Annotated in this window: 13 protein-coding genes; 12 read left to right on the forward strand and 1 reads right to left on the reverse strand. The window is 50.3% G+C overall.

Features of this window, described 5'->3' with window-relative positions; translation table 11 throughout:
- The first annotated feature begins 121 nt into the window (after window positions 1–121).
- The 12 genes from DCMF_RS24980 (at window position 122) to DCMF_RS25035 (ending at window position 14,853) form a co-directional block, all read left to right on the forward strand.
- Window positions 122–3,754 (forward strand): S-layer homology domain-containing protein, encoded by a 3,633-nt coding sequence (locus DCMF_RS24980; RefSeq protein WP_148136947.1) that lies wholly within the window; start codon window positions 122–124, stop codon window positions 3,752–3,754.
- Between the two features lie 31 nt (window positions 3,755–3,785).
- Complete coding sequence (locus DCMF_RS24985) at window positions 3,786–4,961, forward strand: DUF4430 domain-containing protein (protein ID WP_148136948.1); 1,176 nt, start codon at window positions 3,786–3,788, stop codon at window positions 4,959–4,961.
- Between the two features lie 18 nt (window positions 4,962–4,979).
- Window positions 4,980–5,894 (forward strand): energy-coupling factor transporter transmembrane component T family protein, encoded by a 915-nt coding sequence (locus DCMF_RS24990; RefSeq protein WP_148136949.1) that lies wholly within the window; start codon window positions 4,980–4,982, stop codon window positions 5,892–5,894.
- Window positions 5,867–7,564 carry an ABC transporter ATP-binding protein gene (locus tag DCMF_RS24995; RefSeq protein WP_148136950.1) on the forward strand — a complete coding sequence of 566 codons (1,698 nt, stop codon included), beginning with the start codon at window positions 5,867–5,869 and terminating at the stop codon, window positions 7,562–7,564. The genes DCMF_RS24990 and DCMF_RS24995 overlap by 28 nt, the downstream gene beginning before the upstream one ends.
- A 42-nt stretch (window positions 7,565–7,606) precedes the next feature.
- Window positions 7,607–9,148 carry an S-layer homology domain-containing protein gene (locus DCMF_RS25000; protein ID WP_148136951.1) on the forward strand — a complete coding sequence of 514 codons (1,542 nt, stop codon included), beginning with the start codon at window positions 7,607–7,609 and terminating at the stop codon, window positions 9,146–9,148.
- Window positions 9,149–9,190: 42 nt separating this feature from the next.
- Window positions 9,191–9,886, forward strand: coding sequence for an ECF transporter S component (locus DCMF_RS25005; protein WP_148136952.1), 696 nt, complete (start codon window positions 9,191–9,193; stop codon window positions 9,884–9,886).
- A gap of 24 nt (window positions 9,887–9,910) precedes the next feature.
- Complete coding sequence (locus tag DCMF_RS25010; RefSeq protein WP_148136953.1) at window positions 9,911–10,735, forward strand: ABC transporter ATP-binding protein; 825 nt, start codon at window positions 9,911–9,913, stop codon at window positions 10,733–10,735.
- Between the two features lie 16 nt (window positions 10,736–10,751).
- Entirely contained in the window at window positions 10,752–11,486 is a 735-nt protein-coding gene (locus DCMF_RS25015; protein ID WP_148138073.1) for an ABC transporter permease, read from the forward strand.
- A 31-nt stretch (window positions 11,487–11,517) separates the two neighbouring features.
- Window positions 11,518–12,282, forward strand: a complete 765-nt coding sequence (locus DCMF_RS25020; protein WP_148136954.1) for a carbon-nitrogen hydrolase family protein — start codon at window positions 11,518–11,520, stop codon at window positions 12,280–12,282.
- A gap of 32 nt (window positions 12,283–12,314) precedes the next feature.
- Entirely contained in the window at window positions 12,315–13,403 is a 1,089-nt protein-coding gene (locus tag DCMF_RS25025; protein ID WP_148136955.1) for an adenosylcobinamide amidohydrolase, read from the forward strand.
- Window positions 13,404–13,433: 30 nt separating this feature from the next.
- Window positions 13,434–14,420, forward strand: coding sequence for a TIM barrel protein (locus DCMF_RS25030; protein WP_214658890.1), 987 nt, complete (start codon window positions 13,434–13,436; stop codon window positions 14,418–14,420).
- Window positions 14,421–14,613: 193 nt separating this feature from the next.
- The gene (locus tag DCMF_RS25035; RefSeq protein WP_148136957.1) at window positions 14,614–14,853 is read left to right on the forward strand and encodes a FeoA family protein; all 240 of its coding nucleotides are present in this window, start codon (window positions 14,614–14,616) and stop codon (window positions 14,851–14,853) included.
- Window positions 14,854–15,187: 334 nt separating this feature from the next.
- On the opposite strand, the gene DCMF_RS25040 is transcribed toward DCMF_RS25035, so the two are convergent.
- Window positions 15,188–19,990, reverse strand: a complete 4,803-nt coding sequence (locus DCMF_RS25040) for an S-layer homology domain-containing protein (protein WP_148136958.1) — start codon at window positions 19,988–19,990, stop codon at window positions 15,188–15,190.
- Window positions 19,991–20,019: the final 29 nt, after the last annotated feature.

Below are 20,019 nucleotides of genomic sequence, written 5' to 3' on the forward strand. Positions count from 1 at the left end.
TTGGATATGGCGCTGACCGAACAACGGAGGCATCATCTTTTTGATGATGTCTTTTTTTATTTGTCCGGCCCAAATGACATCTTTCGATGTGGCCCAGATTATAGGAGGGGGAGAGGGTTAAATGCAGAGAAAATTAGGAATCAGCCTTTTTTTGATCTTTTTAATGGTGTTGGTTTTTGCCCCACCCGTTTTGGGGGCGGAAACAACGTCCCTTGAGGAGGCACTGGAAAATACGGTTTCCTATTATGTGTACCATGATACGACCTTAACCAATTGGGAAGAAGTAGTCGGGTTAAGCAGGGCAGGGGAGGATGTATCCGCAGAGACCTGGCAGGTGGAAGTCTGGGATGTGGATTCCCTGGACCAATCGTCCGATTCCGGCACCTATGCCACCTATATTATGAGCATGCTGGCAGCAGGAGAAGATCCTGCTGATTTCCAGGGGAGGAATCTGGTCGAAGAACTGGCAGACAGGCAGACGGAAGAAGGGGATTTTGGGGGCTGGTTGACCAGCACCATTTGGTCCATTGTGGCGTTAGACCAGGCCGATGCTGACTATCATATTTCCGGAGCCATGGCCTTTCTTTTGGACCAACGAACCAGCGACGGCGGATTTGCTTTATCAGGGGATACCGCTGATCCGGACGTAACCGGTTTTGCATTAATGGCCCTGGCGCCACATACCAATATAACCGAAGTCAGCGCGGCGATCGATGAAGCCCAAAATTGCCTGAAGGAGCTTCAGACCGAGAACGGCGGCTTCGGCACGACGGAAAACGCTTCATCCATCAGTGCCGTGATCAGGGGGTTGATAGCCTGCGGGGAAGATGTGACCTCTTCGGCCTGGGTGAAAAATAATCACACCATGATTGATGCCTTATTTGAATTTCAGCTGGATGATTATTCATTTTGCTGGAAGAAGGACACGCCTACTACCAATAGCTTAAGTACCCGGCAAGCTCTGGTTGCCATTGCCGATTTGGTTGCCGCCGGTTATGGAAGCTATGAGATCGGGGGAAACGGCACTGGGGGCGGCGGAGAAGAACCGTCTGATGAGATTCATGTCACTATCCGCGTGGAAGGGTTGGAGGAAACGGGAACCATACTGGAAAAGACGGCATTAGATTTGGCCGGGGGCAGCAAATTATTTGACGCCTTGAAGAAAGCCTTGGATGAGGCAGGGATTGAAAATCACATCAATCCCTCGGTGGACTGGCTGAATACAGGGGATATTACCATTAATACGGAAAGGGATCTGAGCCACGATTTTTACTGGATGTACTCGGTGAACGACCAACTGGATACGGATACAAATCCGGAATTAAATGAGGGCGACAGCATTACCGTGTATTTAAGTTATTATAGTACGGATTTGGCCACAGCCTATGCCAAGCTCAACTTAAATACCGAAGAAGCTAAAAAAGGGGATACCGTAGTCGCCACTGTTTACCAATCGGACGGGGGATGGCCGGCAAGTTATATACCTGCCCCAGGGGTGACGGTCCATTTTGGAAATAACGTCTATACCACGGATGAAAATGGACAAGTGGCGGTGACGATTCAAGAAGCCGGCACTTATCAGGTATATGGGGAAAAATATAGTGATGACGGCATACCGGTAATCGTAAAGACCGATCAGAAAACGGTAACAGTGGAAGAGATCAACGTGACCGTGCGCGTGGAAGGCCTAAAGGAGACCGGAACCATACTGGAAAAGACGGCATTAAAGGTGGCCCGGGGCAGCAAATTGTTTGACGCCTTGAAGAAGGCTTTGGATGACGGAGGAATCGGCAATAGCATCAATCCCGCGGCAGACTGGCTGAATACAGGAGATATTACTATTGATACGACAAGGGATCTGAGCCACGATTTTTACTGGATGTACATGGTAAATGATGCCCTGGATACAGATGTCAATCCGGAATTAAATGAGGGCGACAGCATCGCCGTATATTTAAGCTATTATAGTACGGATTTGGCCACAGCCTATGCCAAGTTGACCGTGGACAAAACAGAACTAAAAGCGGGGGCAACCCTCCTCATTTCCGTATTTAAGTCGGACGGGGGATGGCCGGCCAGCTATATTCCCGCCCCAGGAGCGACGGTCCATTTTGGAAACCAGGTCTATACTGCCAATGAAAATGGCCAAGTGACAATTACCCCTAAAACAGCAGGTACTTTCGATGTCTACGGAGAGAAGTATCAAGAGGACGGCATTCCGGAGCTTGTTCAAACCGATAAGGTCCAGGTAGTGGTAAAAAGCGGGGGAAGCTCCGGTGGTTCGGAGGAGGGAATTACGGTCAAAGTGGCTGTGGTAGGAAAAGATGAAGAACTGTTATTTGGCCCTGATTCCGTAGAGTTATCCGAAGATGACACATACGGGGTGACAGCTTTAGGCGCCTTGGACGCCACCGGCCTAGACTGGGAGTTCTCCAAGGATGAAGAAGGTTTTGTGGTCGAGATCGACGGTCAGCGGAACAAAGGGCAAGATGGCTGGATGTATAAGGTGAACAATAACGTACCGGATAATTCTGCCCAAGAAACGAGGGTGAAAAAGGGCGATAAGATTATTTGGTGGTACAGTACCGATGCCATGGACACCGAGGGCCCGGATTGGGATGACCTGGAAGACTTAGAAGAGGGGAGCTCTGCCGGGGGAACATCCGTGACCACAAAAGAGATCACAAAATCAGCCCTCACAAGCCACAAGGATGATTTAACGGGGTTAAAGCAAAATACCTTGTTGAACCAGGATCAGAAAATGTCCGCCCAGGCGGCGGAGAATCTGAAGGATATCCTGGCTAAAAACACAGTGTCGTTAAGCCTGGATGCAGGACAGTCGGAGTCTTTTGTGGCGGATCAGGAAGTATCCTTATTGATTCCGGCCCAAGGGCTGACTCAGACGATCAAGATTACGGTGGCCGAGGTTCCTTCTGCCGAACAGCCTAAACAGTTTGCCGTTAAATTGGGCTCTTCCGTTTACGAATTCGGTCCCGGCGGCACAAAATTCCAGGAGCCGGCGACCATCGCCATTAAGGTTCCTTTGACGGCAGACCTGGATATCGATAAACTGGCTCCTGCCTGGTACAACGAGGAAACCGGGGCATGGGTGACGGTGCCGGCCCTCATTGATCTAAAAACTGGCCTGGTAGTTTTCCAGGCGGATCATTTCACCAAGTTTGCCGTGGTCCAGCTGCCGGCGCGCAAGAGCTTTCCGGATGTGGGGGATAACATGGCCTGGGCCAAAGAGGCTGTGGAGATCTTGGCCGGACAGGGATTTGTCAACGGCACCGGCGCCGGTTTTGAACCGAAAAGGACCATTTCCCGGGCAGAATTCGTGAAAATGGTGGTCACTGCTTTAGGGATGGGAGAGAAAACATACGAATCCGGTTTATTCAGTGATGTGAAAGAGGGGGACTGGTATGCCGGCTATGTGCAGTCCGGCTATGAAAACCAGATCATTACCGGCGCAGCGGAGGGAAAATTCCGGCCCCAGGACAGCATCAGTAGGAATGAGGTAGCGGCGATTCTCTACCGGCTTCAGGAAGCCACGCCGGTAAGCAGCCAGAATAACCCCTTGCCATTCAAGGATGGGGTAAAAATACCGGCCTGGGCGGTTTCAGGGATCCAATATGTGCACCGGCAGGAGTTGATGACCGGATATGAGGACGGTACTTTTAAAGGAAGCAACTCCTTGACCCGGGCCGAGGCGGCGGTTACTCTTTACCGCTACCTGGAGTTAGAAGAAAAATAAGTGGGTATTTTGTTAAGGTAGGGTGAGAGAGATGAAAAAGAAGTCTAGATGGGGAGTGCTTCTGATCTTTTTGCTGGTACTGACCGCCGCCGCAGGATGCGGCGGTACGGCCGGAGAGAATCCGGCCCAGGACACCACCTTGAGCGGAGCACCCCCGACAGATCAAGAGCCAGCGGGATCGGTGGAAAAAACGGCTCCTGAGGGGACGAAGCAGGGGGGCGAAGACGCCGCTGAAGCCCCTGACGCCCCCGCTAAGAAGGAAGTGTCGCCCCAGGCTAAAGAGGATCCGGTACAGGCCGGAGAGTCCGGACAAAAAGAGGCCCCGGCGCCGAAAAAAGAGGAAGAGAAAAATCTCGTTACCCTGAAAGTAACCAGGGATTTTGGCGTTCAGCCCATCTTTGAGAAAAAAATAACATTTCAAAAGGAGGACACTATTCTAGATCTTCTCCAAGACAACCTGGACATCGAAACAGACTGGGACGGCGGTTTTATCAAAGGAATCAACGGCCTGGTGTCGGACAAGGGCGGTCTTTCCGGCAAAAGAACAGACTGGTTTTATTATGTGAACGGCGTCTGTGCCGATGTAGGGGCAGACGGTTACCGCCTGCATCCGGGAGAAACGGTCTGGTGGGATTATCATCTCTGGGCCAGCATGGGATCGGCTATTTCCGCGGTGATCGGCAGCTACCCCGAGCCCTTTCTCCATGGTTACGGAGGCAAAGCAGGAGGAACCACGGTGTTGTGTGCGCCGGAAAAAGAGGAGCTGGGGGAAAAGGTGAAAAAGGCCCTCGAGGCGCAAGGGGTCAAGACAGTAAAGGTATCCGGGCTGGAGGAGGAAAAAATCAAAAAAAGAACGGGTCCCCTGGTGGTGCTGGGAGAATGGCAGGAATTAAATGGGGTAAAGTGGCTGGAGGACTTTAATAAAGCTTACCGTAAAACCGGGACAGGCGTACATTTTACAGATCAGGGACTGGAATTGGTCAAATATAACGGGGCGGCGGACCGGACCCTTTCCGGCAGCGGGGGCGTTATTGTGGCTACCGGATCCGGCTTGGGTGATGAAATGCCTCTTTGGCTGATTGGGGGAACAGATGAGAAGGGTCTGGAGCAAGCAGTCAATGTGCTGGTCGAGAGCCCGGAAAAAATCAGCGGCCTGTATGGTGCTGCCGTCACAGGGGATGAAATCATCCGCCTGCCCGTGCAATGAAAAAGGAAGGGGCACAAAATGCTGGCATATCGGGAAAAAAACAATTTAATTCATAAGATCCATCCCTTTACCGCCCTTTCTTTTATTTTGACAGTGTTCCTATTGTCCTTGCTCTTTTCCCATCCGGTGTACCTCCTGGCTCTTTTTTGTGCGGTGGGGCTGGTGATTGGGGCTGCGGGCATCGTCCCGCAATGGAAGGGGTACCTGAAATTTACCCTGTCCATGATGGTGATTCTGATGATGGTCAATGCCCTTTTTGTCCATAATGGTGCTACGGTGCTGCTTCGAGGCCCCAGGCTGCCGGTTCTGGGGCAAACCCAAATCACCCTGGAGGCTTTGGCTTACGGGGCCGGCATGGGGATCCGGCTGCTGGTGATCATCAGTGTTTTCTGCTTCTATACCTATGCCGTGCATCCGGATAAGGTATTAAAGCTGTTCAGCAGGTGGGGCCGGCAATCTGTTCTGGCCATCACTCTGGCCACCCGGCTGTTTCCCCTCATTACACAGGATTTTAAGCGCATCACCGAGATCCAGCGCTGCCGGGGGGTGAAATTGACCAGCGGAAGCTGGTGGGAAAAAATCAAAAACTTCGTGCCCATCATGAGTGTCCTGCTCCTGTCCTGTTTGGAGCGTTCCTGGCAGATGGCGGAATCCATGCAGGCCCGGGGTTACGGCAGCGGCCCTAGGACCAGTTACCACCGGGATCTCTGGCGCCCGAGGGACTGGCTCATCCTGGCCGGCCTAGGGCTTGGCCTGGGCACAGGGCTCTGGGCGGTCCTGGCCGGCTGGTCCGCTTATGCCTATTATCCTAGATTGGGAAAAATTGATTTAGCGTCGATTAAGTTAGCAGGTGTTTTAATGATCACACTGGCCCTGCCGGCGCTTCTTAGTTGGGGGTGGAAAAAATGGCCGTTATTCAGATCGAAAATTTAACCTACCGTTACCCCGATACCCCGGAGCCGGCCCTGCACCGGATTAACCTGGACATTCCGGAAGGCCAGTTTGTCCTGGTGGTAGGAGGGTCCGGGTGCGGAAAATCTTCTTTGATCCGGGCGATGGCGGGGCTGATTCCGGAATTTTATGGCGGGGAGATTTCCGGCCGCGTGCTGCTGGACGGGACGGATATCCGAAAAATGGGCCGGAGAGATTTGAGCGGGAAAGTAGGGGTGGTTTTTCAGGATCCGGAAAGCCAGCTGGTGATGACCACGGTGGAACAGGAAATTGCTTTTGGCCTGGAAAATTTAGGCCTGCCCAACAGCCTGATGAAAAGGCGGGTGATGGAGGTTTCCGGGGCCTTGGCTTTGAGCGGCCACCTGCACGGCTTTTCCCCGGAGCTATCCGGGGGACAGAAACAAAAAGTGGCTCTGGCCGCGATTCTGGCCATGCAGCCGGATATTCTCCTGCTGGATGAGCCCACCTCCCAGCTGGATCCCATTTCCGGTGAAGAAATACTGACCATGATCAGACGCTTGAATGAAGACAACGGCATTACCGTTGTCCTCATTGAACAGCGTCTGGAGCGTTGTTTCCATCTGGCAGACCGGGTTCTGGTGATGGAGGAAGGGAAGATTATTTCCGACCACCATGCGCCCGATACCCTGGCCCGCTGGGCGGTGGACCATGGAATTCCTTTTATTCCCCCCCTGGCCAAATTATTTGCCGGGGCAGGTTTTTCCCAGATTCCCGTTACCGTCAAAGAAGGCAGGGAGATTCTCAAGTCTCATTGGTCCCGGATGAAAAAAAATGTCCCCAGTATGGAGACAGGCCCCAAAACTGCCCCGGAAAATTCCCCGGCGACGCACCCGGTGGTGGCCCAAATGGAAAATGTTTGGTTTTCTTACCCCAATGGAGAAGAGTCCTTGAAGAACGTCAGTCTGGAGATCGGACCGGGGACTTTTACCGTTCTGATGGGAGAAAACGGGGCAGGGAAAACCACCCTCTTGAAAATCCTCAATGGTCTCTTGAAACCAAGCCGGGGTCAGGTGAAAATCCTGGGCAGGAATACGGGCAAATTGTCGGTAGAAGAGATTGCTCCCCTAGTGGGTTACCTGTCCCAGGATCCCAATGATTATTTGTTTTTGCCTACGGTAGGCGAGGAATTGACCTTTTCCCTGAAAAATTTTAACATGCCGGATCCTGGTGTGGCCCGGGCGATCAGCGACCAGTTGGGACTGACCCAATATCTGGACAGCAATCCCCGGGATTTAAGTTCGGGCGAGCGGCAGCGGGTGGCCCTGGCCTCCGTGCTGGTGAACCGGCCCCGGCTCCTTTTGCTGGATGAACCCACCCGGGGGCTGGATTATTCCCTGAAGGAAAAACTGGGCGCCTTGCTTTTAGATCTACAGAAACAAGGGCTGGCCATTTTCCTGATCACCCATGATGTAGAGTTTGCCGCGGAGTATGCGGGGGATATTCTGCTCATGGCGGAGGGTACCATTGTGGGACAGGGAGATAAATATGAAATGCTGGCGGATTCCACTTTTTATGCCTCTCAGGTGAGCAAGCTTTTTAAAGACATGGCGCACCGGGTGGTGACCCTGGCCCAGGCGTCGGCCATTCTCCGCACCAGTGAGGAAACCGGTGCCAAAGCCGCTTCTCTTTGAGCGGAAGGAACCGGGGGTAAAACTAAAAATAGGAGGGAAAAAATGATGAGAAAACAGATCACCGGTTTAGTGGGGATCATTTTACTATTCCTGCTTTTGATGCAGGGAAGCGCTCTTGGTGCCGCCGGTTTCAGCGGCAAGCAGGGGGAGGACAGCATCCAAAAAGGAGTGGACTACCTGCACAGGATGCAGAACCCGGACGGCGGCTTTTGCGCCCAAAAAGGCGGCGCCAGCAGCAAAGCCCTGACCAGCTGGGTAGTGATGGCCCTGGCGGCGGCAGGGGAAGATCCGGCCGGCAGTGCCTGGACACCGGCGGGGAAAGGCCCCCTTGATTTTCTGAACGCCAGTGCCCAGCCTCTGGAAGAAACCTGTGACTATGCCCGCTTGCTCCTGGCCTATACGGCGGCCGGAAAGGGCTCCTCCCCTGAAGCCCAAGAACTGGCGCAGACCCTCCTTTCCTTTCAACAGCCGGAGGGCCAGTTTTGGCAGCCGGATCAAGGGGAAACCGGCATGATCAATGCCCATATGTGGTCCCAGCTGGCCCTTGCTTCCCTGGGCGAAGACATTCCCCAGGGGGAAAAAGCGAAAAGCTGGCTGCTCGGTCAGCAGAATGAGGACGGCGGTTTTGGCTGGCTGGAAGGGATGGAAAGCGATGCCGACGACACGGCGGTAGCCGTGCAAATCCTTCTTTTGCTGGGAGAAGGCCCTGAATCGGCCTCTGTGCAACAGGCGCTAACCTTTTTGAAAGGCTTTCAGCAGGAAAACGGCGGCTTCAGCGCCGGGGAATGGATGGGGAAAGAGGCCAATGCCGCTTCCGATGCCTGGGTGGCCCAAGCCATTCTGGCGGCAGGGGAGAATCCTCTGGAAGAAAAATGGGCTGTGGGAGAGAAGAATCTGGTCACCCACCTGCTCAGCCTGCAAACCCAAGACGGGTCTTTTAACTGGAAAGAAGGGGTAAGCTCTTCTCCGGTCACCACCACGGCTTATGCGATCATGGCCCTGGCGGGGAAGCCCTTCCCCGTGAATCTTTCCCATGGCGATCAAAACAGCGGGACCACCGGGTCAGAGGGTCTGTTTACCGACTTGTCTCCCGGGTACTGGGCTTATAACAGCATCGAGTTATTGGTAAACGCAGGCGTGCTGGGTGGTTATCCGGACGGCACCTTTGGGCCGGAAAAGCCCGTCACCCGGGCGGAATTTACCAAATTTCTGGTCAGCGGGCTGGGCCTGGAAAGCCAAAAGAGTGAGGCGGCCGCCCGGTTTCAGGATGTGCCTGCCGGCCATTGGGCCCGGCAATTTGTCTCGGTTGCTCTGGACCAGGGTTTTATTACGGGGCGGTCGGAGACCTCCTTTGACCTTAATGGCAAGATTACCGGAGCCGAACTGGCGGCGATGCTGGTGCGGGCTCTGCCGGAGGAGAAAAGGGTAGATGTGGGGACCGGCCCCTACTGGTACTCCGGATATGTAGAAACGGCAAAAAAAGAAGGCCTGCTTGCTCCCGATTTTCAGGAAAATACGGGGGCGACGAGAGCCCAATGCGCTTTCAGCATCAGCCAATTAATCGGGCTGGAAGCGGAAAAGTAGATTAAACTCTATATCAAATACATTCCTGGGAGATTAAAGGCAATGAAAAAAAATCAAATTGGGGTTATGGTCCTGATTGCCCTGTTGCTGGCCGCCAGCATGGTGCCGGAAAACCCCCTCAACAATATCAACTGGGCCCTTTTTTCCGTGATCATTGTCGGCTTGGCCTTATTCACCTTTTTCCGGAGATTTGAGCATCAGGACATTTCCGCCAAAGAAGTGGTCCTGACGGCGGCCCTGGCTTCTTTAGCAGCCATTGCCCGGGTTCCTTTCGCGGTGATTATGAGCTTGCAGCCCACCACTTTCCTGGTTATGATCAGCGGCTACGTTTTCGGCCCCCAAACCGGTTTTATGGTAGGGGCGCTGGCGGCCTTGGTATCCAACTTTTTTTTAGGCCAGGGTCCCTGGACCCCCTGGCAAATGTTCTGCTGGGGCATGTGCGGAGTAGGCGCCGCTTTACTGGGAAGCCATGCCAAAGGGTATCAGCCGGTGGCCTTTGCCATCCTGGGCGGGGCAAGCGGCTATCTTTTCGGCTGGGTGATGAATATCTGGCATTGGGTCAGCTTTATTTATCCTTTAAACTGGGAGACCTTTTTGGCTACCTATGCCCTGAGCTTTCCTTTTGATACCGTCCATGCCGCGGGCAATGTGGCTTTTTCCCTGGTCTTCGGCCGGTCCTTTTACCAGATTCTACTCAGGTTTAAAAAGAAGCTGACGGTTTCTTTTCGGCAGGCTTAGGCGAACCGGAGAGGAGGGATAACAATGCTGGTTTTTCATAACCTGACCAAAAAATACGGGGATATTACGGCGGTGGATCAATTAAATCTGACCATTGCCAAAGGGGAATTTTTCGGCCTCTTGGGACCAAACGGAGCCGGAAAGACCACCACCATCCGGATGCTGAGCACTTTGACGGTGCCTACGGAGGGGGCCGTATATATTGACGGAGAAAAAACCGGGCGCAACCGGACGGATGTGAAAGCTAAAATCGGTTCCGTTTCCCAGCATTTGAACCTGGAGAACGAGCTCACGGCCTGGCAAAGCCTGGAGTTTCACGGCTGTCTGTACGGAATGAAAACAGAGCTGCGCCGCAAGCGGATTCAAGAGCTGTTGGAATTTACCGGTTTAGCGGACCGGGCTGGGGACCTGGTACGGAAATTTTCCGGAGGAATGAAAAGAAAGCTGATGATTGCCCGGGCCTTAATGCATGGGCCTCAAATCCTCCTTCTTGACGAGCCCACGGTAGGTCTTGATGCGGCCGTACGGCGGAAAATATGGGACCTCATGAAAGAGTTAAACAAAAACGGTTTAACGGTGCTTTTGACCACCCATTACATGGAGGAAGCGGAAAATCTGTGTACCCGGATAGGCTTGATGGATGGGGGGAAGCTGATTGAGCTGGATACCCCCCAAAGGCTGATCGAAAAAACAGGGAAAATTGTTTTGGAGTATTTTCACCAGGGAACGACCAAACGCAGGTTTTTTCTTTCCGAAGAGGAGGCGGTCCGGTGGGCGGCAGGAATCCAGGGCAGAGTGAAGATCCGTCCGGCTAATCTGGAAGATATCTTTGTTTGCTTAACCAATTGAAAGGGACAGGGTGAAGATGGAGCAATTCAAGGCTGTTTTGTGGCAGGACTATATTTTTTTTAAAAGAAAATTTTGGAGCAATACGGTCGGGACCTTGATCGGCCCCCTCTTATATCTCCTTGTTTTCGGCTGGGGCCTGGGCAGTGAAATCCAGGTGGGGGGAAGCAGCTATGTTCATTTTGTGATTCCCGGCATCATCGCCTTAACCACCATGGGGCTGAGCTTCGGCAATGTGGCCAATGATATCAACATTGCCCGCATCTACAGCAAATCCTTCGAAGAGTTGATGGTTGCCCCGCTGCCTATTCCCCTTTATGCCGCGGCGAAGGTTACGGCCGGAGCATTGCGGGGCTTCTATGCCGCCCTGATGATCATAGCCTTATCCCTCATTCTTCGGGTAGGCCTGGGTTTTGACGCTTATTTTATCCTGGTCACCCTCTTAAATTGCTATGTTTTTGCCGCTTTGGGTTTTGCGGTCGGGCTGATCATTGAATCCCATAGGGATATTGCCAAATTTAGCAATTTTATCATCACCCCTATGTCTTTTCTGTGCGGTACCTTTTTTCCTTTGGATAAAATGCCCTGGGGCATTAAGGAATTTATCTGGCTGTTACCCCTGACCCAAACCAGCCTGGCCTTAAGAGGAGAAGGAGGAGATATTTTCAGGATGTTTTTGCACCCGGCAATTTTGCTCGGGTATTTTGCCCTTTTTTTTGTTATCGGTATCAAGGTATGGGCAAAAGCGGAATAATCCATCTATAAGAAGAGGAGTGAAATGGGCCATGAAAGCGGCATTATTACATTTAAATCTAAGCGGTGGTCCGGAGGAGGCCAATATACAGGTGCTGGAGCGGGCCATCGGTTTGGCGGCGGAACAGGGAGCAGACTGGGTGATCACACCGGAAACGGCCGTTCAGGGTTATTTTTTTGCCCGAAAAGGATATGCCAACCAGATTCCGGTCCAGCCTGCCCCCGCTCTGGAGGGAATCCGCCGCTTGGTGGTCCGGCACCGGCTCACCCTTTTTTTAGGGTGTGCGGAGCAGGATGAAGCAACGGGAAAATACTATAACAGCTGTCTGGTTATCGGTCCGGAAGGCCGGATGCTGGGCAGTCATCGCAAAATACGGTCCCATGGCGGAGACACGGAAGCCTGGGCTGCCAAAGGAGAGAGCCTGGCGCCTGTTCCCTGTGCGGAGATGACGGCGGGCATCCTGATTTGTGCCGACTCCTGGTTTGTGGACCATGCCCGGATGCTCAAGGACCGGGGCGCGGATGTGATTATCGTGCCGGCAGCCTGGGCACCGGGGGAACACGGGCCGGAAGACTGCTGGGAAAGATGTTCCCGGGTTTCCGGCCTGCCCGTCTGGGTGTGCAACCAAACCGGCAACCAGGAAATGCTGGATTTTAGCGCAGCCCAAAGCGTGGTGGTTGCCGATGGAGCAACCCGGCTCACCTACAGCGGGTTGGAGCAGGGGGTGCTGCTGTTTGACTGGGATACGGGCAGCCGGTCTTTGGTATCCACGGCCTTTACCTTTGTACCAGTATAGTCTGGCCGTATTCTTTGTTAGGAGGAAACAGAATGAAGCTGCTCGAATTATCAACAGGTGATTACGTGTACCGGTATCCCCATACCCTAGCTGTCTTGTTTAATCAGCCCCGGAAAGTTCTCAGTACTTCTTTGTTCCACGGGGGATACAGGGAAGCTCTGACGGCTATTTTTAACTATCAGATCGACTGTACTGCCGCTATGCCCCGGCTTTCCGACTATCAGGAACAGATGCGCCAGGCGGCAAGGGAAGCCGGCCTTGATCCGGACCGGGTTTCCGGCATGGGCACCGCCGCAGCCATGGAAAACGTGGCCATCCTTTCGGAAAGCTTTCAGCAGCTCACTGTTACCGCCCTGGCCACCGGGGGCGTGGAAGCGAACGGGGGACGGGTAGGGGACCCGGCGGATTATTTTTCCCCCGGGGAAAAAAGGGCTTCTCCCCCGCCGGGAACGATTAATATTATCCTGGTGATTGATGCCGACCTACCTCCCGGGATTCTGGCCCGGGCCCTGGTCACCTGCACGGAGGCCAAAACGGCGGCCCTCCAGGAGCTGATGGTAGGCAGCAATTATTCCACCGGTTTGGCGACCGGGTCCGGAACAGACCAAACCATGGTCGTGGCCAACCCGGCTTCCCCTTTATACCTGGAGAGTGCGGGCAAACATTCCAAGCTGGGCGAACTGATCGGCCGCACGGTAAAGCAGGCGGTCAAAGAAGCCCTATGGCGCCAGACCAGGCTGTCTCCCCAGCGTCAGCATAGTATCTTGCGACGCATGAAACGGTTCGGCATCACAGAAGAAACCCTGTGGCAGGACTACCGGCAGGAAAGGGAAGGTGCCATGACCAGGGCCGAGTTTTTATCCTGTTTGCACCGGATGGACCAGGACCCTTGGCTGGTAACTTTTACCTCTCTCTATCTGCATGTGCTGGATCAATTTTTGTGGAATTTGTTCTGCGGAGAAGAAGCCCTGGAGGCGGGCAACCAACTGGCGGCCCTGACCGCCGTGAAGTTTTGCATTCCCGTGGTGCCGGTAACGGCACCGGAACCGGAGTATTTTATTTCCCTGTGGGAGAAACTGCTGCTTTCCATTTTACACAGTAAATTCAGGGACGGTTCTTGAATTGAATTAAAGAATGAAATAGAGGTGGGTATGGTGTATTTAACGAATATTGCGTCATCGTCACGTTATTTGAATTGGTTTGAGCAGAGCTGGCATCAAATAGCTGATTTTACCAAAAAAAACAGGCTGGACGGGGTGGAGTTGATTGTTCATCACGATGCCCCGGATCTGACGGCGATTCCCCCCAATTTGGTGCAGGGGCTGCATTTGACCTATTGGCCGGTATGTTTGGATTTTTTGCGTCAGGACAAGGAAGCCCTTTTACGTCAATTCGGCAATGAAGAAAATATTCGCATGTATTACGAAGGGCTGACACCCCAATGTATGATTAACCATTATAAAAATGAATTAAGGATTGCCAAACAATTAAAAGTGAAGTATGTGGTTTTTCATGTGAGCCATGTGGAGCTGGCCCATATTTATACTTGGAAATTTTCTTATCATGACCGGGAAGTGTTGGATGCTGCGGCAGATCTGATTAACGAAGTGTTCCGGGAAGAAGAGGGGGAAATTACCCTATTATGTGAGAATTTATGGTGGCCGGGCTTAAACTTCCTGGACCCGGATGAAACAGAACGGTTTATCAAAAGGATTCAATACCCCAATAAAGGGTTTATGCTGGACATCGGACATTTGATGATTACCAATCCCAGGTTGACAAACGGGCAAGAAGCGGTGAACTATATTCTGGATACATTGAAAAATTTAGGCGCCGTGAAGGAGTGGATTAAAGGGATTCATTTAAATATGGCTTTATGCGGGGATTATTTACAGCAAGATCATTCGGGAAAGGCGGAAAAATTAGATCAAATAGAAAATATTTGGGACCGGTTTCTGGAAGCCCGGGACCATATTTTAAATATTGACGTCCATGTCCCTTTTGATGATCCGGCGATTCGGAAGGTGATCGACTTTATTCAGCCCCAATATGTGGTCTTTGAAGTAGAGCCAAAGGATGTTCAGCAATTTGCCCATTTTATCACGGCGCAAAATCAAGCCCTGGGCAGGATGCCATAACGAAAAATCAGGTGCTAGTATCGTCACTGTCATTCTGAACCGATCTGTTTAAAGAGGTGCCACACCCAGAAGGTGAGAAGGAAAGAATCTTCTCACTTTTTTATTTTTTTCATGCGCATTATAGCATGCAGCCACATATATTGGGTTTAGGAAAACAACTTAGCCGCCGCTAATAAGATGAGGGGGAGAATTTATGAGAGAGGCATTAATACGGTTAAATCAGTTACCCATAGGTAACCTGGCTAGAGTAAAGCAAATTACCATTAACGGTGATTTGAGGAGACGCATGCTTGATCTAGGGTTGATTATCAATACTCCGGTAGAGGCCATCCAAAAAAGCCCTTCCGGCGACCCAACCGCCTATTACATTCGCGGTGCCGTGATTGCCCTGCGGTCTGAATTGGCTTCAAATATATTGGTGGAAGCAATTTAAGGGGGGGAGAGCATTAAAATGGGTTCAACTTGATCTTTATGTTTGACCAGATACCCGGTTTCCCAGGAAGGCGGGGCTTTTATTTGTAAATTCGGGGACGGTTCTTGAATTGAATGGGGTCCGTTTTCCCGTTGATACCTCTTCTTTGTAATAGTACATATAGTTCATTCAATTCAAGAACCGTCCCCGAATTTACCTGAATTTACTTTACTTGCTTATAAAAAAATGAAACCGCATAAGCAGTTTCATTCTAGATTTTTCCAAAAGAGCCTATCAATGATTACTTGCTCTTGAAATCAATTCAAAACCGTTTCTGAATTGAATTGATAGGCGCTCAGCTTGCCAGCCTCTCCTTATGTACCGGATCACCAAAGTGCCCTATTACACCCTTTAAGCCAATGATTTCATTTGCTGCGTCCAGCTCGGCGATCCTGAACTCGGCGATGGCAACCCGAAAATAATCGTCCAAAGCTTCTATTTGGGTCATGTCATATCCTGAATTTTCCAGGCCCCTTATTTTTTCTTGCACCTCAGCATAATTACTTCTCAGCTCAGTAATTTCTTCCGCACCGATGATGGCATACGCCTTCTCTTTGGTATCCGGCAGTTTTTGTAGCGCTTCCCGTAATTGGCTTAATTGAAGGGAGATATTTTCTGTATCATCCATCACATTTTCTTGGTTGTCCGGTTCAGAGTCAGCGTCGCCTGGCAGATCTTCCAGCGCATCCAGTTCGGCGATCCTGGACTCGGCGATGGCAACCCGAAAATAATCGTCCAAAGCTTCTATTTGGGTCATATCATACCCTAGATTTTCTAGATCCCTTATTTTTTCTTGCACCTCAGCATAATTGCTTCTCAGCCCGGTAATTTCTTCCACACCGGTAATAGCATCCGCCTCCTCTTTGGTATCCGGCAGTTTCTGCAGCGCTTCCCTTAACCTGTCCAATTGAAGGGAGATATTTTCCGTATCATCCACCATATTTTCTTGATTGTCCGGCTGAACGGCACTTTCGCCTGACAAATTTTCCAACGCATCCAGATCGGCGATCCTAGCCTCGGCAATAGCAAGACGGAAATAATCCGCCAGTGCCTCTATTTCGCTATAAGGAACTCCCAACTCTACCAGTGTAGCTATTTGCGCTTTTACATCGGCATAAACCGCACGAAAGGCCGCAATTTGTTCAGGGGTGGTGATGGCATCGGCCAGCTCTTTTGTTTTGGGAAGCTTCATCAATCCTTGACTGTTTAAAATATTTAATTTATCAAATTCCGCCACCCGTTCTTTTGCCATATTTAGATTGGCATAATTCGGTAAAGATTCAATCTGTTCTTGACTTACCCCATAGCCCTTGAGCAACGTAATGATGCTTTCCGTGTTTTTTATATCGGCATCAAGACTGCTTCTTTTGCTTTTAGGAATGGCATTTTTTTCTTCTCTGTTTGCGGGATATCCATCAAGGACATATAATAATTCATTGAATTTGGCATTCCAAGTCGTGCAATCTTTGGAGGCGGCACTAAAGGCTTTATATGCCGTTTCTATTTCTTCTTTTGTGAGGGTATCATACCGTGCAATGATATCTTCCATCACCGCCACTTGTTCATTTAATTCGGGAAGCAGATTTGCCACATATACATCATTGAAATAAATAGATGTTTGCATGGAATTCTTGGCATAGGCAACTTTTTCTTCTAAGAAGTCCTTATTAATGTCAAACAATACGAAATTCACTTTATATTTGGGCAAAATGCTATCATAGAATTCTATATAGAAATTAATATTTTTAATATCCATTAAAGATATTGATTTATATTGTATCTTGGTTTGTGCCAGCAAAGCATTGCGAAAAAGCAGAATACCTGTAGGGGATACAATCGCCGTTGGACTAGTGGCTATTCTTGTTGATCCAACAGTGATATAGTTGGGATAAGAAGCGGGAATCTGAGCGTCATATTGATATTGCAGCAAACGGGCTCCTTTTAAGATGTCGGCCAGAAGGGCTTCAGGATCAATAATATGTACATTGATCTCGTTTGTCACAAAATTAATATCATTTATGTCCATAGAAACCGCAGCGCCGAGGGGAATATCGCCACCCAATTTATATTCGGGGATCAAGGCATATTTCATTTCCTCCAGTACTTGTAAACTTTTATTCATCGTGGCTAGCTTCTCGTAGGCAATATTCAGCCTGCCGCCGCTGACGAAATCTGCATCCGCGATGTCCTTGTTGCTAACACCGTATGTGACGGCAGCATTTTGCGCTGCCACGCATTGATTATATAAATTTTGCAGGAAAGTGACACTCGTTACTCTATTGACAGCTTCTACACTCTCCGGTAATGCCATGATTTTTTCGATATATAAATCAAGCTTTTCTTTTCCCAGGACACACTCCCTCATGGCATCATTTAAGCGGTTATATGCCAGCTGCAGTTCTTGTGCCGTGGGCCTCGATTGCGCTAAAACACCTTCGGCCTCTCTTTTTTTCTCTTCCATAAAACTATAAAAAGAGAGCGGGTAATCTTCTTGCTGCATTTGATCCGCCTGGGCGACGGCATTGCTAAGGGACCTTTGATCCACAGCAATATTGCATCTTAATGCCTTTTGAGCATTTTTGATTTTTTCATAGGCCTGGTCCAGCTGTTCCGGCGTAAGATTGGCGCTATCTACAATATTCTGGGCGTCATTTACGGCCGCGGCCAAATTCTCCATAGAACCTGAAGTATAATAGTCTTCCGGCAGCCGGCTAAAAGCTTTGATTTCTCTTGCCAGCATCCCTTTGTTGGCATGCTCCGCAGTAATATTGACACAATAGTTTTTTCCGTTATGGGTGGCAGAGAAGCTTGTGCCCACAACATCGTTCAGCCAGGTATCCGCAAGGGAATCTTTGCCGGCGAGTTTTACAAAAGCGTAGTTGATATTTCTTTTTCCCGCCACACTCATGATACCCATGCCAATATCCGACCCAACAGGTTCCGGGATGATATTGATATTGGCAATTTGCAAGGTGCTGGGGGTGAAAAGCACAGGCTGTCCATAAATAGGCAAAAATTCTCCCATATGATGGCCGTCAAAAATATCGCCGATTCGCGCATTTTTCACAACCTTCATGGTGATCACAGTGCCATCAATACTTAAATCCGCAAAGCGGCCTCCCCCTTCATCCTCATCCCGCAAAACGCCAAAGATATACTCCATTTCCCAAAGGAAACGATCAATCCGTTCGGTGGCAAAACCAAGACCCAGATAATTATAAAAACCGCCTACAGGTCCGGCATCGTTGATATCCCCTTTAATGTCCTCACGGGGATAGCCTTCTTTGACCAATTCGTCAATCAGCCCGTTTGCCTCTGCGACCATGCCCTTCAAGGCGGGAAGGTCGCTATCGGCGATTTTGTCTGCCTCTTCTTTGTCTGTGGGAAACTCAAGCAGGAGTTCCTGCAGCATTTCAACCTTTTTCCCCATGGTATAGTATTCTTTTGTTGCGGAGACACTTCCAATGGTTATTTTAGCCAGATAACTGTCTTCTGTAATATCGCTGAAAGTATGGCTGATCAAGCCGTTTTCCGCGGTCTCGGTATAGGTATATTTTGCTGTTTCACTGCCCATTGGATACAATTCAAATACTGCCTGGGCATTTTCTGCCGCATTTGCCACGGTGGCCCTGACGATCAGCTCTGTAGCCGAGCTTCCTTTGGAAACCGTCATTTCTTTGATCGTTACGGATACAACACCGCCGCCCGAATGTCCGCCGCCCGAGCTTCCCGTTGTCTTATCGGCAGTAATTGTTGTCCCACCTTTTTCACCGACTACTTCTTTCCCGTTAATAGTAGCTTTTACGCCTTCACTTAGTTCAAGCTTGGCCGGTTCCTTGCTGAAAGTTGTTCCGGAAGCGGCCGAGGATAATGTGGCAGAATTGATCGAGCCGCTTCCCGTTATGACAGCCGGGGCATTGATAACCGCGCTTTGGATCTTGTTATTATTCTCTATCGTTGTTCCCGGAATATTATCTGCAATTGTAAAATCTGAAATGCTCCCATCATTGATAACCCTGGTTTGCTCGCCTGCCACAATTAGGGTATCTACCGTACCTTTGATCGTAACCTGAATATCATTTCCACTAATATTAACCTTCTGATAGGCGCCGTCCAAAATGACATTCTCATCGGCAGACAATTGTTTTATCACGGTACCGTTTGAAGAGACAACGCGCACAGTATCTCCAACCTTTTCCACCAGCACCGTATTTTCTAAAATACAATTTTCAAAATGGATGGAATTAGCCCCGCCGCCCTGAATCCGGGTTTTCCCCGTGACGGTTACCTGATTAAACCAGACATCTCCTTCCCCAACCCCTTTGGCAATGACCAGATCTCCCTTAATGGTAATCCCTTTCAATGTAACGCCCGGTACATGAATGGAGACGTTGCCTTCCACAGTTTTTTTGCCATCAATTAACTCATAAATTCCTTCTTTTTCAATATTCGTCACACGGGCCCGGGTAAAGTCATTTAATTTTGCCAAAGTAACAACCGCTTCTGCCCGGGTAATTGGTTTGGCAGGGGCAAAAGTACCGTCAGGATAACCGTTCATCAAATTGTTTTTTACTACCGCCGCTACCGCATCTTTACACCAAACAGGGATCTTTTCCTGATCACGAAAAGAATTCAAAGCATCAGTACCGCCGGAAGACAACACTGCTAATTTGCCGATGATGGCGGCAACCTCCGCCCTGGTAATATTCTTTTCCGGGCGGATGGTTTGATCCTCATAGCCGCTTAGATAGCCGGCAGCAGCGGCTTTGGCGACATCATCATAATACCAGGCATCTTTTTTGACATCCTTAAAATGAATCTCTGTTTTTTGGCTAAGTTGCTGTGCTTTACTGACTAAAGCCATAAACTCCGCTCTGGTGATGTAATTATTGGGTTTGAAAGAGCCGTCCTGATACCCTGTAATCCATCCTTTTTCCATCCAGCTGTTAATTTGCGCCGCCGCCCAGTGGTTGGCCACATCCGATGCTCCTTTTTCCGCACTTGCCGTGCCCGTCATGGCAATAAAACCAAAAAGCATGATCAAGCAAAGCAGGTAGGGCATCCATTTTCTGGTTTTACTCGGTCTATTTTTTTTCATCTCTCAACTCTCCCTTATCATCAATTCTG

Origin of the sequence: Candidatus Formimonas warabiya, from assembly GCF_002777255.1 — a bacterium.
GTDB classification, from domain to species: domain Bacteria; phylum Bacillota; class Dehalobacteriia; order Dehalobacteriales; family Dehalobacteriaceae; genus Formimonas; species Formimonas warabiya.